Raw genomic sequence first — 14,807 nt, forward strand, 5'->3', positions numbered from 1 at the left:
GGGCGGGAACGAGGGGCTCTGCCCCTCGCGCTCCCCGAGGTATTTAGGAAAAGATGAAAGCCGGACGCCGGTTTTTGGAAAGGATATGTGATGTATGAATTCGAGTTCACACGCCCGGCGAGCGTCGCTGAGGCCGTTGCCGCATTGAGCACGGAAGACGCACAGGCTTTGGGCGGCGGGCAGACGTTGATCCCCACGCTGAAGCAACGCCTTGCGATGCCGACAACTCTGGTGAGCCTGAGCGGTGTGGCTGAGATGCAGGGCATTCGCTTGGAGGGGGATGGCCCGTTGGTGATTGGTGGTGCGGTCACCCATGCGCAGGTGGCGTCGGGGGCAGGGGCCTATCCAGCCTTGGCGGCTCTTGCGGGGCAGATTGGCGATCCTGCGGTGCGAAACCGGGGGACAATCGGCGGATCTCTGGCGAACAACGATCCTGCTGCCTGTTATCCGGCGGCCGCGCTGGGGTCGGGCGCGACCATTGTGACCAACATCCGGGAGTTGGCCGCAGATGATTATTTCCAGGGTATGTTTACCACTGCATTGGAAGAGGGGGAGATTGTTGTTGCGGTGAAGTTTCCGATCCCAGACGCCGCCAACTACCAAAAGTTCGTCCAGCCGGCATCGAGATTTGCAATGGTCGGGGTCTTTGTGGCGCGATTTGCGGATGGCGTGCGTGTTGCCGTAACCGGCGCATCAGAAGAGGGCGTTTTTCGCTGGGCCGAGGCGGAAGCGGCGTTGACGGCGAATTTCACGCCGGACGCGATTTCCACTCTGACGGTCGATGCAGATGGGATGATCGGAGACATTCACGGTACGAAAGCATACCGCGCCCATTTGGTAAATGTGATGACCAGACGCGCAGTTTCAGCCTCTGCGTGACGCAGTGAACGTGCGGATATGAAACCGCCTAGGGCGCCATTGTTCTGTGCACTGGCGCTCTAGGCGCGGTATCTGAAGGCTGCAGTTCAGGCCCGCAAGAACGTCGCGATATTGTTCAGCAGGGATTGTGTCCGGTCGGCAAGGGTCCGGATCTCGGTCGCAATAACGGCAAAGCCTTTGCCTTGATCACCGATACGCGCTGCCTCGATAGACGCGTTGAAAGCAATCAGACGGATGTTGCGGCCTACCGCTTCGGCATTCTTGACCGCCTCCAGCATTTCGCCGGATCGTTTTGCTTCCCGGTCACGTTGAACCTTCGTGAGTTGCGCCACCAGGTCGTCGAGAAATCTTGAAGTCAGTGGTTCGAGCGAATGAAGGCATAATTCTGCTACGTTTGGAATAGCAGATATGCGGGCTATGACGGCGCCGTCATGACCCTCGACCGCCTCGTGCAAGGGGGTCAGTGCCTCGACACAGGCCAGACGTCTGGCCTCCAATTCCGGAGGCATTTCGTAGTCTTGCTCTGCCAGCTGAACAATCAGATCGTTGGTGATCATCCGATATGCGGTGGTAATCCGGGTCGTTGACAGCTGTAGTGCGCGTTCGCTGGGTTCATGTCCCGTGACATCGGCATCCTGATGCACCAACGCCACCAAGGATAGGGAGGCGATACGGCAAGGCCCAATGGCCATGACGGCTTTACTCTGGATGTCGATGAGGCTCATACGAATTCCGTTCTTGAGGATGATGTTCCATCCTACGCCGCATTATCTTAAGGCTCCGATAACGAAAACAATCATTTAAGAGATTCAGAGACAAAAGGGGAGAGACGAAAACAAAAAGCCCCGCATCAATCTGCGGGGCCTTGGTGGCAATCGTGAAGATCCCGGAGGGGATCTATTTTGCAGGAAGCGGACCGATCATCATGATCATCTGACGGCCTTCCATCTTCGGCATATTCTCGATTTTGCCGATTTCCTTTACGTCAACAGCAACGCGTTCCAGCAGTTCACGACCAAGGTTCTGGTGAGCCATCTCGCGACCGCGGAAACGGAGGGTGATCTTCACTTTGTCCCCGTTTTCCAGGAACTTGAAGACATTCCGCATCTTCACGTCATAGTCGTTGGTATCCGTATTCGGACGGAACTTGACCTCTTTGACCTCGATGATCTTTTGCTTTTTACGCGCTTCGCTTTCGCGTTTCTGCTGTTCATACTTGAACTTGCCATAGTCCATGATCTTGCAGACCGGCGGGGCGGCATTCGGCGAAATTTCAACCAGATCCAGCCCGGCTTCTTCTGCCATTTGCATGGCCTTCGCGGGATGCACCACGCCTACGTTTTCGCCGTCTGCACCAATCAGGCGAATTTCGGGAGAGCGAATTTTGTCGTTGACGCGCGGGCCGGTTTCACGGGTTGGCGGCGCGTTATGAGGTCTGCGAGCTATGGGTTCTATCCTTTGATAATTGCAGAATTTCGAGTGCAGAATTTAAGCGGTGTGGGGCCGTCATGCAAGGTGGAAACGCCGCAGTTCCTCCGATTGGCGCGATAATTCTCGTTTATGCGCCAGCTCAGGCGGAACCTGGCCCGGGGAGCGCTGCCAAAGACTTCCCCCTTGCCGGATCGCACGGCAAGGTTGATGAACAATTCCATAACGTCCCTTGTCGGGACATTGCCATGGGAGAGCATTGCCATGAAAATCGCAGGAGTAGGTCTCGCGGTCGCCCTCGTCGCCGTCGCGGGGGGCGTCTGGTATCTGAATCGTTCTGAGGAAGAGGGCCTGACCGAAGCCCCCACGGAGGCCGCAAACGAACAGACCGCACCCGCGCCCTCTGCCAGTGCGGAAACCGAGGTTCAGGTCGAGGCCGACGTGGAGGAGGCGGTCACAGAAGCGGAAGACGCGGTGACCGAGGCGGAAGAGGTGCTTCAGGATGCCGGTGACGCGGCTGCAGAGGCGCTGGAAGACGCAGTCGAAGACATTGAGGAACAAGCTACTGCGCTCGGCGCGGAGGCCAGTTCGGCGGTGGAGTCGGCGCAGGAGGGTCTGTCGGACGCTCTGTCGGACGCCGTATCAGATGCCCTGCCTGAAGGGGACACATCCGCATCTGCGAGCGTAGAGGCCGAAGCAGGCGTCGCTGCCGACGGGGCGGACACGGCGGCCAGTTTCCTGACGGCTGACGGGTTCAACTACGACAAGGTGATTGAGATGATCGACGGGTCCGATCTCGACCCGCTGAAGAAAGTGGCCGTGAAATCGGCAATCACCCAGGCCCGGGACAATCCGGAGCTTTTGAAGGTCGCACTGGAGCAAGCCCGCAGCGCGTTGGGCTTCTGAGCCCTCGTGCTCAGGTCCTCGTGATCAGGTCCGAATGATCAAGTCTGAGTGGTCAAGTGTGAGTGATCCGGCCGCAGGAGGCCGAAATCCTGACCACACAATCCTGACCACACAATCCTGATCCACACAATCCTGATCCACAGAGTGGGACCGAAGTGGAACGGAAAACCGCCCTCGCGACCTGATATGACTTGGGTCATGAGGGCGGTGAAATCGAACCGGAGCAGCCCGGTCTCTGCCTGTCTTGCGGGGTCTGCCTTGCGGACAGCAGCCTGAACACAGCCGCGCCCGCAGGGCATCGCCGCAGGGTCACCCCCGCGGCAGACCGGTGTCAGTCGAGAAACGCCTTTTCCACCACGAAATGGGCCGGTTTGGAGTTGGCACCTTCTTCGAGACCATATGTGTTCTCAAACAGGTCCTTCAACTCAAGGTTGAACGCGAGGTTGCCGCAGATCATGGCGCGGTCGCTTTCCGGATTGAGCGGCGGCACACCGAGATCCTCGAAGGCTTCGCCCGAGCGCATCAGATCGGTGATCCGGCCCATCTTGGGGCTCTCTTCCCGTGTGGTGGTCGGGTAGTATTTGATCTTCTTCCAGAACCCATCGCCAATCAGCTCGTTCAGCAATTCGTCGGTCTTCAGGCTCTCGATCAAATCGTGACCGTACTGCAGCTCGCCCGCCTCGCGGCAGGTGTGGGTGATGATGACCTCGTCATAATCCTCATAGGTCTGAGGTTCCCGCAGCAACGAGGCGAAGGGGGCAAAGCCCGTGCCGGTGGCAAAGAACCAGATGCGTTTGCCGGGGATCAGCGCGTCATGCACCAGGGTGCCGACGGGCTTTGGACGCAGGATGATCTCATCCCCGACCTTGATGTGCTGGAGCTTGGATGTCAGCGGGCCGTCCTGGACCTTGATCGAATAGAATTCCATTTCCTCGTCCCAGCTGGGCGAGGCGATGGAATAGGCCCGCAGCAGCGGCTTGACCTTGCCGGTCTTCGGGTCGGGATCGTTCATCAGGCCGATCATGACGAATTCGCCAGAGCGGAAGCGAAGCGAGGCAGGCCGGGTCACGCGGAAAGAAAACAGCCGGTCCGTCCAGTGTTTCACTTCGGTGACGGTCTGGGCGTCGGGCAGGGTTGGGGTCGCCTTCGGGGCGGCAGCATCGGTCACGGGTGCAATCTCGTTCATCTAGTTCTTGCCGACAGTCATGGGCCGACACCTCTGATTAAGCATTGATTCAAGTCAGGTAAACCCGTCCTGCGCCGGGCAGGCAGGGGCTGACGATTCTGGTTTTTGGGCTGGCTTAGCGCGCTGCGTTGGATTGAGCGCGCAGGCGGGCCTGATAATTATGGCTCTGCCAGTTGGCACGAGAGAGCCAGTCGCCTTCGGGTTGGCGGGTGGCCTGATCATCTGAAATTTCCACCTCATCAAATCCCACACGGCGGGCCATGGCGTATTGATCGGAGATCACATGACCTTTGGCCCGCAGACGTCCAGTGTATCCCATGAGACGCAGCATCCGCGCAATGGTGAACCCGCGCCCATCAGCAAAAGACGGGAAGTCGACCCGGATCATTTCGAGACCGCCGAGTTGGTCCTTGAGGCTCGCCGGGTCAGTGTCAGATGCGATATCGAGCACAGTTGCGCCCTCAAAACCGCCGGTCCAGTCATCATGGGCAAAGCCCGCGTCAGTTACGATAACGCTCATCTTTTAAGCTCCTGTACGGATGAATTTGCCATCCACCACGTGGATGCCGCATTCTTCCTTGTTCTGGTTGCGCCAGCGGCCGGCGCGGGGGTCTTCGCCTTCCTTCACCGGCGATGTGCAGGGGGCACAGCCGATCGACGGATAGCCCTTGGCCACCAGCGGGTGACGGGGCAGGCGGTTTTCATCCATGTAGGCGCGCACATCCTCGGGGGCCCAATGGGCGAGAGGATTGACCTTGATGCGGCCCGTTCCATCCTCGACCTCGAAGAAATCGAGGGCAGCGCGGGTGCCGGACTGGAACCGTTTGCGTCCGGTGATCCAGCCTTCATAGCCCGCGAGCGCCTTTTGCAGCGGGATGGTCTTGCGCAGGCTGCAGCAGGCATCGGTATCCGAAAACCGCAGCGCGCCATAGGGGTCTTTTTCGGCGATGTCATCGGCCTTGATGACGCGGATGTTGCGCAGCCCCAAACGCTCGCTCACCTCTTGCTGGTAGACCAGCGTTTCCGTGAACAGCAGCTCGGTATCCACAAACAGCACCGGCACCATCGGATCGATCACGGCGGCCATATGCAGCAGCACCACCGATTCCGCACCAAAGGAGGACACCAGAGCGACATTCCCGGCATCGCTCAGGGCGCCCTCCATCACGGAGGTGGCCGAATGGTGCTTGAAGCGCGTGTTCAGCGCCCTCACTTTTTCGGCCAGATCCTCCCCGACGCGGGCTGCGCCGGGAAGATCCTGAATATCCTGAACGAGACGGGCCATGGCTCAGGCCACCTTTTTCTCGGCTGCGGGATAGAGCGCAGCTTTGAACGGGTCCATGCCAACACGGCGGTAGGTCTGGAGGAAGGTCTCCTCCTCACTCTCGCGCAGCTCAAGATAGGCGGTGATGATGCGCTCGATTGCGGGCACGATCTCGTCATAGGCGAAACCCGGGCCGGTGCGGGTGCCGACGGCGGCTGTCTCTGTTGCGTCGCCGCCGAGGGTGATCTGATAGTTCTCCACCCCGGCGCGGTCCAGACCAAGGATCCCGATGTGACCCACATGGTGGTGGCCACAGGCGTTGATGCAGCCCGAGATCTTGATCTGCAGGTGACCCACGTCATGCTCGAGTTTCAGGTCCTCAAAGCGGGTGGCAATTTCCTGAGCAACCGGGATCGAGCGGGCGGTGGCCAGCGCGCAGTAGTCCATGCCGGGGCAGGCGATAATGTCCGAGATCAGGCCAATATTGGCGGTCGCCAGATCCGCCGCCTTGAGGCGGGCGTGAATGGCCGGCAGGTCGTTCTTGTGGACATGCGGCAGGATCACGTTCTGCTCGTGGCTGATGCGCAGCTCGCCATAGGCATAGGCCTCTGCGATGTCGGCCATTTCACGCATCTGTTCGGCCGTGGCGTCGCCCGGCGTCGCCCCGTGCTTTTTGATCGAAATCGTGGCGATTGCATGTCCCGGCGCCTTGTGGGCGGCGAGGTTGGTATCGGCCCAGGCGCGGAACACCGGGTCGCTTTCATAGGCGGCGTCATAGGCCTCGGTGCCACCCTCGCGGAAGTCGGGTGCGGCAAAGTGGCGTTTGATATCCTCAAACAGCGCCTGATCGGCCCCGCCAAAGGTCGGGCGCACCTGTGCGAAGCGCTCTTCGGTCAGCTCGCGGATCTTGTCGAGCCCGAGTTCATGCACTGTGATCTTGATGCGGGCCTTGTATTTGTTGTCGCGGCGACCAAGCTGGTTCCAGACCGAAATCACGCTCTCGATGTAGGGCAGCAGATCGTCGGCCGCGACATAGTCGTTCAGCACCTTGCCGATCATGGGGGTACGGCCCAGACCGCCGCCCACCAGCACCTGATAGCCGATCTCGCCCGCGTCATTGCGGACGATCTTCACCGCCAGGTCATGCGCCTTGAGAACCGCGCGGTCATTGGCAGCACCAGAGACGGCGATCTTGAACTTGCGGCCCATGAACTGGAATTCCGGGTGGTCCGTGGACCATTGGCGGATCAGCTCGGCAATCGGGCGGGGATCTTCGATCTCATCGGCGGCGGCACCGGCGAAATGGTCGGCGGTCACGTTGCGGATGGTGTTGCCCGAGGTCTGGATCGCGTGCAGGTTCACCTCTGCCAGCGCGTCCAGCATGTCCGGCACGTCTTTCAGTTTCGGCCAGTTGTACTGGATGTTCTGGCGGGTGGTGAAATGGCCATAGCCCTTGTCCCATTTCTGGGCCAGCAGCGCCAGCGCCCGCATCTGATCGGGGTTGAGCGTGCCATAGGGGATCGCCACGCGCAGCATATAGGCGTGCAATTGCAGATAGAGACCGTTCATGAGGCGCAGCGGCTTGAACTCGTCCTCGGTCAGCGCGCCGTCGATACGGCGTTCTACCTGGGCACGGAACTGACGATTGCGTTCTGCAAGGAAGGCGGTGTCAAAGTCGTTGTACTTATACATTGGCTGCGGCCTCCTGTTTGCCGTGGCGGTAGTTCGAGGGGCCGGTACGGCGGAATTCCTCGCGGAAGTGGGTGGGCTCTGGTCCCTGCTCGCCTGCCTTGGCATCGGCCAGATAGGCGCCGACGGCAATCTTGGGCTGGCTCTGGGCATCCAGCAGACGCAGCTGGGCCTCGGCCTCGTCGACAATCAGTTCGGCCTCTGACAGTTCACGGGTCCAGCCACCGGCCGCAGTGAGATAGATCACGTCGCCTTCCAGCAGATCGTTGGCGGTGACCACTTTGGGTGTGAAAGCGCGGGGCATCAGGCAAGCTCCATCTGTGTTTGGTCCCGAAGGTGGGGCAGGGCGGCGGCGTGTTGGCGCGGGGCCAGCCCCAAAAAGGTGAGCGCCGGGCCGCCAAAGTCAGCGGCAGCCAGATCGGCGGGCAATTGATCAAGGGTCGTGGCCAGCACGCGCTGATCGGCGCGGGAGGCGTTTTCGACCACGGTCACGGGGGTGGCGCGATCAGCCCCATGCATCAGCATGCGCCCCTGGACGAAACGGGCGGATTTCTTGCCCATATAGACGGCGGCAACTTCGCCCGGACGGGCCAGCTGTGCCCAGTCGTGATCGGCAAAGCCTTTCATGTCATGGCCGGTCAGGAACCGCACGGAGGAATTGCGCCCCCGTTGCGTCAGGCTCTGGCCAATGGCGGCAACGGCGGCCGAGGCGGCAGTGATCCCCGGCAGGATGACCGTGCCAACATCCGCCGTCTCGCAGGCGGTGAGCTCTTCGTCCAGTCGGCCAAAAAGGCTGGGGTCGCCCGATTTGAGGCGCAGCACTTTGCGGCCCTTCCGGGCGTGATGCACAAGGCGGGCGCAGATGTCTTCCTGCGCCATGGAGGGGCCAAAACCCTCCTTGCCGACGTTTTCGAGGATAGCACCATCATGGGCCAGCGCCATGATCTCGGCGCTCACCAGCCGGTCGAAGAGAATGACATCGGCCTCCTGCAGGGCCTTCAGGACCTTGAGCGTGAGCAGATCAGGATCGCCGGGGCCGGAGCCTGCAAAGGCGACCACACCCGGGCACATCACACCGGGGCACATCACACCTGTTGCTCCGGGGAGGGGCGAAAGGGGGGCGGGGATATGGCTGCTGTCACGCGGCATCTGTAGATCCGTTCCTGGTGTTTGACTTGAGCTTAGATATAGGAAATATTCCCACCTGATCGCTATATGCGTGGGGAAATAAGGACACGTGTCCCGGCCCTGAGAGGGGTGCAGTCCGGATGTCCTCGCCATGGGAGAAATTTGGAATGACAGTGCGGATAGACGCCACCGACAAGAAAATTCTGGCCGAACTGCAGCGCGACGCGGGGCAATCGCTGGACGAAATCGCCAAGCAGGTGGGCAGTTCCAAGACCCCGGTCTGGAATCGCATCCGCAAACTGCGCGAAGCGGGCGTGGTGGGAAACCAGACCATGATCCTTGATGCCGAGGCGTTGGGGTTTGAGGCCTGTTTCTTTGTGCTGATCCGCACCTCGGAACATGAGGCGGACTGGCAGGCGCGGTTCCTGCGGGCGCTGCAGGAACGTCCCGAGGTCCAGGAGGCGCATCGTCTGGCAGGAGACATCGACTATATCCTCAAGGTGCGGGTGAAGAATGCGCGCGCCTATGACAAGTTCTATCAGGCGCTGATTTCCGAGGTGCGGGTGCACAATGTGACCGCGCTTTTGTCGATGGAAGAGATCAAGTCCACCACCCACCTGCCGCTGGATCAGATCCGGGTCGATTGAAGAGCAGGAGACTGACGGCGGCAGGCTCCGGTCGGTGATCACGGCGGGCTGATCGCGGCGGGCCGGGCAAGGTCATCCGCTCGCCAAGGCCCGCCGGAACCGGAAACCCGCCAATCAGATCTCGACCAGAAGCCGGGTGAGCCCGTGGAAATGAAAGGTGTTGGAGAACTGAGGGCGCTCCGCCAGCCTCAGGTTCGGGCAGCGATCAAACAGAATTGGCAATGCGATCTGCATTTCCAGTCGTGCCAGCGGCGCGCCGACACAGAAATGAAGCCCGCCTCCAAAGCTCTTGTTCACCTTCGGCGGTCTGGCGGGGTCAAACCTATCCGCAGCCTCCAGCGCCTCCGGGTCGCGATTGGCCGCGGCCAGCATCAGAGCAACCTGATCTCCGCGCTGAAACCTGTGGCCAAGGACCTCGACGGGTTCGTAGGCATAGCGTGTGAACATATGAAGCGGCGGATCAAACCGCAGGATCTCCTCGACCAGCCCGTCGATCCCCTCCGGCAGCAGCCAGTCGGTCTTCCACCCCTGCTGCAGCATCGTGCTGACCCCATTGCCGAGGGAATGGACCGTGGCCTCGTGGCCTGCGTTGAGCAACAGGATACAAGTGCCGATCAACTCGTCCGTTGACAGGCTCTCGCCGTCTTCCTCGGCCTGTATCAACCGGGTGATCAGATCCTCGCCAGGAGTGGCACGGCGCTCTTCAACATAGGCGGTGAGGAAATCGATGAAGTCCTGGCTCGCCTTGGCGGCTGCGTGCTCTGTCTCGGTGGTTTTGGACGCCTGATACATCGCCACCATCTTGTGTGACCACTCCAGCAACTGCGGCGCCATGTCTTCGGGAACCCCCAGCAGGCGACAGATCGCGATCACCGGCACCTGAGTGCAATAGGCTTCCAACAGATCAAAGGGCGCGTCCGTCGGAAAGGCGTCCACCAGAGCATGACAGAGGGTCTCCAGTCCCGGCGCCAGCGCCTTGATCTCGCGGCTGGTGAACGCACGCAACACCAGTTTACGCAGGCGGGTGTGCCGGGGCGGCTCGGCATCAAGCAGGGAATGCGCCTCGACCTGCAGAAAGGGGGCCAGATGCGGCGGCCCCTCTGTCGCCATCTCCGGCGGCACCTCCCGGCCAAACCGGCGGTCCCGCAACAGCATATGAACAGCGTCGTGGCTGAAGGCCGCCACCATCCCGTAGTCCTGCCAATAGCCGAGCTTTCCGGTCGCGCGGGCCCTATCGTAGAACGGGTAGGGGTTTTGGACAAAGTCCGGCTCGGTCGGGGATTGGGTCAGTGTCTTCATGGGACTAGCTTTTTGCCGAGGTGGCTGGCCTTGGCAAGGGGGGCTTTGCTACTGTGCGGGAATGATTGAAACGCGACACCCCCGTCTTGCCCTCGTTTTGGGCGTTGCCCTCGCCATCGTGGTCTTGTCGGTCGCGGTCTGGTCGTCGGCCTACCGCCAGGCCCTGACCGCATTGGCGGAACGCAGCGCCTCTGATCTGGCGCTGGCCTCCGACAGGGTCAGCACGCAATTGCAGATCTACCGCGAGCAGGCGGTGCTGACGGTCGACCACCCGGCGCTGCTGACGCTGGACAATCAGGCGGGGCGGCGGCTGGCCACCGATCTGCTGCGCCGGATTGCGGACAAGACCGGGGCGATGGATGTGTTCTACGCCGATGCAAGCGGACGGGTGCTTGCCGCAGCAGATGGCGTCGCCGGAGAGAATGTCGCCGCCAGCGGGTATTTCCGCAGGGCCATGCAGGGGGCCTTGGGCGCAGAGCCGATGGTGCTGCCGGGCGGCGCGCGCCGGGCCTATTTCTTTGCGGCTCCGGATTTCGGCCCTGACCGCCGGGTCAGGGGGGCATTGGTGGTGGTCGCCAATATCGAAGAAGTGGAACAGACCTGGCGCGGCTCCCTGCCTGCGGTCTATTTCACCATCGAGGACGGGCGCGTCTATATGTCGAACCGTTCCGAACTGCTGTTCTGGCAGCGTGACGAAGCCGCGCCGGGCCTGTTGACCGCCAGTGGCGAGCAGCTGCCGCTCCGGGTGCGCAGGATTGGCGATCATCAGATCTGGCGGCTCGGGTGGAGCCCCTATCTGCCCGGCGATGCGCTCCATCTCAGCATTGATCTGCCAACCATCGGCATGAAGGGCGAAATTCTGGTGGATGTTGCTCCGGCGCGGCGCCTGGCGTGGGTCCAGGCGATGGCAATGGCGGCGGTCTGTCTGGCCTTTGGCACCATCCTGTTTCTGGCGGCCGAACGGCGCCGCACGCTGGCCCAGGCCAATGCCGCCCTGGAGCTGCGGGTTGCGGCGCGGACCCGGGCCCTGTCTGACGCGAACGAGCAACTGCGCCGCGAGGTGCACGAGCGCGAGGAGGCCGAGGCCGCCCTGAAAAAGGCCCAGGCCGAACTGGTGCAGGCGGACAAGCTGTCGGCCCTCGGGCAGATGTCGGCGGGGATCAGCCACGAGTTGAACCAGCCCTTGATGGCGATCCAGCAATACGCTGAAAACGGGCAGGCGTTTCTGGCCCGAGGCCGGGCCGACCGGGCCGCCGAAAACCTGAACCGGATTTCGCAGATGTCGCTCAGAATGGCGCGCATCATCAAAAACCTGCGCGCCTTTGCCCGCAATGAAAGCGAGCCCGTCGGGCGGGTGGATCTGGTGCAGGTCATCAACGCGGCCGCCGAGCTGACGGAGACCCGCCTGCGGGATCATGGCGTCAGCCTGGACTGGCAACCGGAGGCAACCGGGCCGGTCTTCGCACGCGGTGGCGACGTCCGGTTGACGCAGGTTTTTGTCAACCTTATCAACAACGCAGCTGACGCGATGATGGATCAGACCGAACGCCACATCCGCATCGTGATCAACACCGGACATCGGCTTTCGGTGACGGTGCGCGACATCGGACCGGGCCTGAAACAGCCGGAAAAAGTGTTTGAGCCGTTTTATTCAACCAAGGCAGTGGGCAGTTCCGAAGGGCTCGGGCTGGGCTTGTCGATCTCCTACGGGCTGGTGCAGAGCTTCGGTGGGAATATTCGCGGGACCAACACCGATCAAGGTGCGCTTTTCACCGTAGAACTGGACTATTGGAAAGAGGAAGATGCCGCATGACGCGCCCAATACCCTGCAAGGTTCTGCTGGTTGATGACGATGCCGCAGTGCGCGAGGCCCTCGGCCAGACGTTGGAGCTGAACGATCTGGAGGCGGTGACCGCAGGGTCCTTCGTGGCTGCCAAGGATCAGATCACCGCCGGGTTTGAAGGGGTGATCCTGTCGGACATGCGGATGCCCGGACGGGATGGGTTTCACCTGTTGGACTACGCACAAAAGGTCGATGCGGAGCTGCCGGTGGTGCTGCTGACGGGGGAGGGTGACATTCCGATGGCGGTGAAGGCGATGTCCCAGGGCGCCTTTGATTTCCTGGAAAAACCCTGTGCGACCGCGACCCTTCTCGCCGTATTGGATCGGGCGCTGCGCACCCGCGCATTGGTGCTTGAGAACCGGCGCCTGAAAACTCAGCTCGAAAGTGGCGATCCCGCCGCGCGGATGCTTTTTGGCTCGTCAGCTCAGGCCCATGAGCTGCGCGCGCGGGTGCGCTCGGTTGCGCCCACCGATGCAGAGGTCCTCGTCAGCGGAGCACCGGGAAGCGGAATTCCCAAGGTCGCCGAGGTGGTGCATCTGATGTCGCGGCGCGGGCAGGGCGCGTTTGTCAAACGCCCCAGCGCCGGGCTCACGCCCGAGGTGTTCGATGGCCTGTGCCGCAGCGCCGAAGGGGGCTCCCTGTTTCTGGACGAGCTGTCGGCGATGCCCGAAGACACCCAGTTCGCGGTTCTGGAGCAGCTGGAACAGGGCGGAGCCGTACGGATCATTGCGGGCTCGGCGGTGGATCTTGCCGATCTTGTCGCGGCGGGAAAGTTCAATGCGGATCTGTTTTACCGGCTCGACGTGATGCGTGTGCGGATCCCGTCGCTAGCAGAACGGCGCGAGGATATTCCGGTGCTGTTTCGCCACTATGTCAGCCAGGCGGCTGAGCAGGCGGGAATCGACGCCCCTGAAATCAGCTCCGATATGCTGGCGGCGCTGATGGGGCAGGACTGGCCCGGCAACGCCAGGTCGCTGATGTCGGCGGCCATGCGGTTCGTGCTTGGCATGCCGGATGAAATTACCGAAGGCACCGATCTGGGGCTGGCCGAGCAGATGGCACAGGTGGAGCGCTCTTTGCTGATCGCCTCCCTCGGGCGCCAAAACGGCCGCGCCTCGGCGGCAGCACAGGCGTTGAAACTGCCTCGCAAGACATTTTACGACAAATTGTCCCGATACGGGATTCGCCCCGAGGATTATCGCCGCTGACGGATGTGCGGATTTCCGCACAGAGGCGCAGTGGCATGTGCGAAATTCCGCACAATCTCCGCTGGGCGGAGCTGTGCGCGCTTCAGAATACGCCCTCAATGCACTGATAACGAACAACAAATCAAACTGACCTGCGAATGTGGAATCGCAGCTTGAGCGGATCGCTCCCTTTCCTAATTCTAGCGCCCAAGCCCGAGGCATTGCTTCGGCTTGGAGGAAAAATAGATTCTTGGGAGGATCACCATGAAGTTCCTGACTGCTGCCGCCACTGCGCTGGCGCTGACCGTGACCGCTGGCACCGCATCGGCCGACGCCTGCGACGAAGGTGAAATCGTTGTCAAGTTCAGCCACGTCACCAACACCGACAAACACCCCAAAGGCATCGCTGCGTCGCTGCTGGAACAGCGGGTCAATGATGAGATGAACGGCACAATGTGCATGGTCGTCTATCCGAACTCCACCTTGTACGATGACAACAAGGTGCTCGAGGCGATGCTGCAGGGCGATGTCCAGCTGGCCGCGCCGTCGCTGTCCAAGTTCGAAAAATTCACCAAGCAATTCCGCCTTTTTGACCTGCCGTTCATGTTCAAGAACATCGACGCCGTGGATGCGTTTCAGGCATCGAGCGACGGTCAGGCGATGCTCGACAGCATGCAGCGCCGTGGCCTGCAGGGGCTTGGGTATTGGCACAACGGCATGAAGCAGATGTCGGCCAACAAGCCGCTGGTTCTGCCCACCGATGCCAACGGTCTGAAATTCCGCGTACAGTCATCCGACGTTCTCGTGGCTCAGATGGAAGCCATCGGCGGATCGCCCCAGAAAATGGCGTTTTCCGAGGTCTACGGCGCCCTGCAACAGGGTGTTGTCGATGGTCAGGAAAACACCTGGTCCAACATCTATGGCCGCAAGTTCTTTGAAGTGCAGGACGGTGTGACCGAAACAAACCACGGTGCGCTGGACTATCTGGTCGTGGCCTCGGTGGATTGGCTCGACAGCCTGGATCCGGCGGTCCGGGATCAGTTCATGACCATCATGCATGAGGTCACCAATACCCGCAACTCCGAGTCCTCCAAGGTGAACAATGCCGCCAAAGAGGCGATTATCGCCGCAGGCGGCACCGTGCGCCAGCTGACCCCCGAACAACGTCAGGCATGGGTCGATGCCATGAAGCCGGTCTGGGAGAAGTTCTCCGGGGATGTTGGTCAGGAAATGATCGACGCGGCTCAGGCCATCAACGCGGGTCTGTGATCCGAACACAGGGATCCGAACACAGGGATCGGAACACTGGGATCCGAACATTGGGATCCGAAAATACGGTGATCTGAAGTGA

At 61.2% G+C, this 14,807-nt stretch carries 15 protein-coding genes; 6 read left to right on the forward strand and 9 right to left on the reverse strand.

Translation table 11 applies throughout. From position 1 onward, the window contains the following. The first annotated feature begins 90 nt into the window (after nt 1-90). Nucleotides 91-879 (forward strand): xanthine dehydrogenase family protein subunit M, encoded by a 789-nt coding sequence (locus tag FGE21_RS10815; RefSeq protein WP_139663300.1) that lies wholly within the window; start codon nt 91-93, stop codon nt 877-879. A gap of 86 nt (nt 880-965) precedes the next feature. On the opposite strand, the gene FGE21_RS10820 is transcribed toward FGE21_RS10815, so the two are convergent. Next, nucleotides 966-1,604, reverse strand: a complete 639-nt coding sequence (locus FGE21_RS10820; protein ID WP_139663301.1) for a methyl-accepting chemotaxis protein — start codon at nt 1,602-1,604, stop codon at nt 966-968. A 172-nt stretch (nt 1,605-1,776) separates the two neighbouring features. After that, nucleotides 1,777-2,325, reverse strand: a complete 549-nt coding sequence (gene infC / locus FGE21_RS10825) for a translation initiation factor IF-3 (RefSeq protein ID WP_139663302.1) — start codon at nt 2,323-2,325, stop codon at nt 1,777-1,779. Nucleotides 2,326-2,517: 192 nt separating this feature from the next. Between infC and FGE21_RS10830 the strand changes: the two genes are divergently transcribed. After that, on the forward strand, nt 2,518-3,213 hold the full coding sequence (locus FGE21_RS10830) for a hypothetical protein (RefSeq protein WP_255731510.1): 696 nt from the start codon (nt 2,518-2,520) through the stop codon (nt 3,211-3,213). Between the two features lie 331 nt (nt 3,214-3,544). Here the strand turns inward: FGE21_RS10830 and FGE21_RS10835 are convergent, their stop codons facing one another. The 6 genes from FGE21_RS10835 to cobA all read right to left on the reverse strand — a co-directional run bounded on the left by FGE21_RS10835 (nt 3,545) and on the right by cobA (nt 8,423). Further along, entirely contained in the window at nt 3,545-4,399 is an 855-nt protein-coding gene (locus tag FGE21_RS10835) for a ferredoxin--NADP reductase (protein ID WP_139663303.1), read from the reverse strand. 115 nt (nt 4,400-4,514) lie between these two features. Beyond that, nucleotides 4,515-4,919 (reverse strand): DUF934 domain-containing protein, encoded by a 405-nt coding sequence (locus FGE21_RS10840; RefSeq protein ID WP_139663304.1) that lies wholly within the window; start codon nt 4,917-4,919, stop codon nt 4,515-4,517. Between the two features lie 3 nt (nt 4,920-4,922). Beyond that, nucleotides 4,923-5,684, reverse strand: coding sequence for a phosphoadenylyl-sulfate reductase (locus FGE21_RS10845; RefSeq protein WP_139663305.1), 762 nt, complete (start codon nt 5,682-5,684; stop codon nt 4,923-4,925). Nucleotides 5,685-5,687: 3 nt separating this feature from the next. Further along, nucleotides 5,688-7,355: a nitrite/sulfite reductase gene (locus tag FGE21_RS10850; RefSeq protein WP_139663306.1), complete on the reverse strand. Its 1,668-nt coding sequence runs from the start codon at nt 7,353-7,355 to the stop codon at nt 5,688-5,690. Next, nucleotides 7,348-7,656, reverse strand: a complete 309-nt coding sequence (locus tag FGE21_RS10855) for a DUF2849 domain-containing protein (protein WP_139663307.1) — start codon at nt 7,654-7,656, stop codon at nt 7,348-7,350. The genes FGE21_RS10850 and FGE21_RS10855 overlap by 8 nt, the downstream gene beginning before the upstream one ends. Next, a complete protein-coding gene (gene cobA, locus FGE21_RS10860; RefSeq protein ID WP_255731519.1) occupies nt 7,656-8,423 on the reverse strand; it encodes a uroporphyrinogen-III C-methyltransferase in 768 nt (255 codons plus the stop codon). Before cobA ends, FGE21_RS10855 begins: the two co-directional genes overlap by 1 nt. Nucleotides 8,424-8,647: 224 nt before the next feature. On the opposite strand from cobA, the gene FGE21_RS10865 reads away from it, so the two are divergent. Next, nucleotides 8,648-9,127, forward strand: a complete 480-nt coding sequence (locus FGE21_RS10865) for an Lrp/AsnC family transcriptional regulator (protein ID WP_139663309.1) — start codon at nt 8,648-8,650, stop codon at nt 9,125-9,127. Nucleotides 9,128-9,241: 114 nt separating this feature from the next. Here FGE21_RS10865 and FGE21_RS10870 read toward each other — a convergent pair whose 3' ends face one another. Then, nucleotides 9,242-10,426, reverse strand: coding sequence for a cytochrome P450 (locus FGE21_RS10870; protein WP_139663310.1), 1,185 nt, complete (start codon nt 10,424-10,426; stop codon nt 9,242-9,244). 61 nt (nt 10,427-10,487) lie between these two features. Here FGE21_RS10870 and FGE21_RS10875 point away from each other — a divergent pair, with 61 nt between their 5' ends. From FGE21_RS10875 to FGE21_RS10885, 3 genes are all read left to right on the forward strand, one after another. Continuing rightward, nucleotides 10,488-12,239, forward strand: coding sequence for an ATP-binding protein (locus tag FGE21_RS10875; RefSeq protein ID WP_139663311.1), 1,752 nt, complete (start codon nt 10,488-10,490; stop codon nt 12,237-12,239). Then, entirely contained in the window at nt 12,236-13,477 is a 1,242-nt protein-coding gene (locus FGE21_RS10880) for a sigma-54-dependent transcriptional regulator (protein ID WP_370285631.1), read from the forward strand. The genes FGE21_RS10875 and FGE21_RS10880 overlap by 4 nt, the downstream gene beginning before the upstream one ends. Nucleotides 13,478-13,720: 243 nt before the next feature. Beyond that, nucleotides 13,721-14,725, forward strand: coding sequence for a DctP family TRAP transporter solute-binding subunit (locus tag FGE21_RS10885; protein WP_139663312.1), 1,005 nt, complete (start codon nt 13,721-13,723; stop codon nt 14,723-14,725). Nucleotides 14,726-14,807: the final 82 nt, after the last annotated feature.

The organism is Phaeobacter sp. B1627 (assembly GCF_006265095.1).
In the GTDB taxonomy this organism is placed as follows: Bacteria; Pseudomonadota; Alphaproteobacteria; order Rhodobacterales; family Rhodobacteraceae; genus Epibacterium.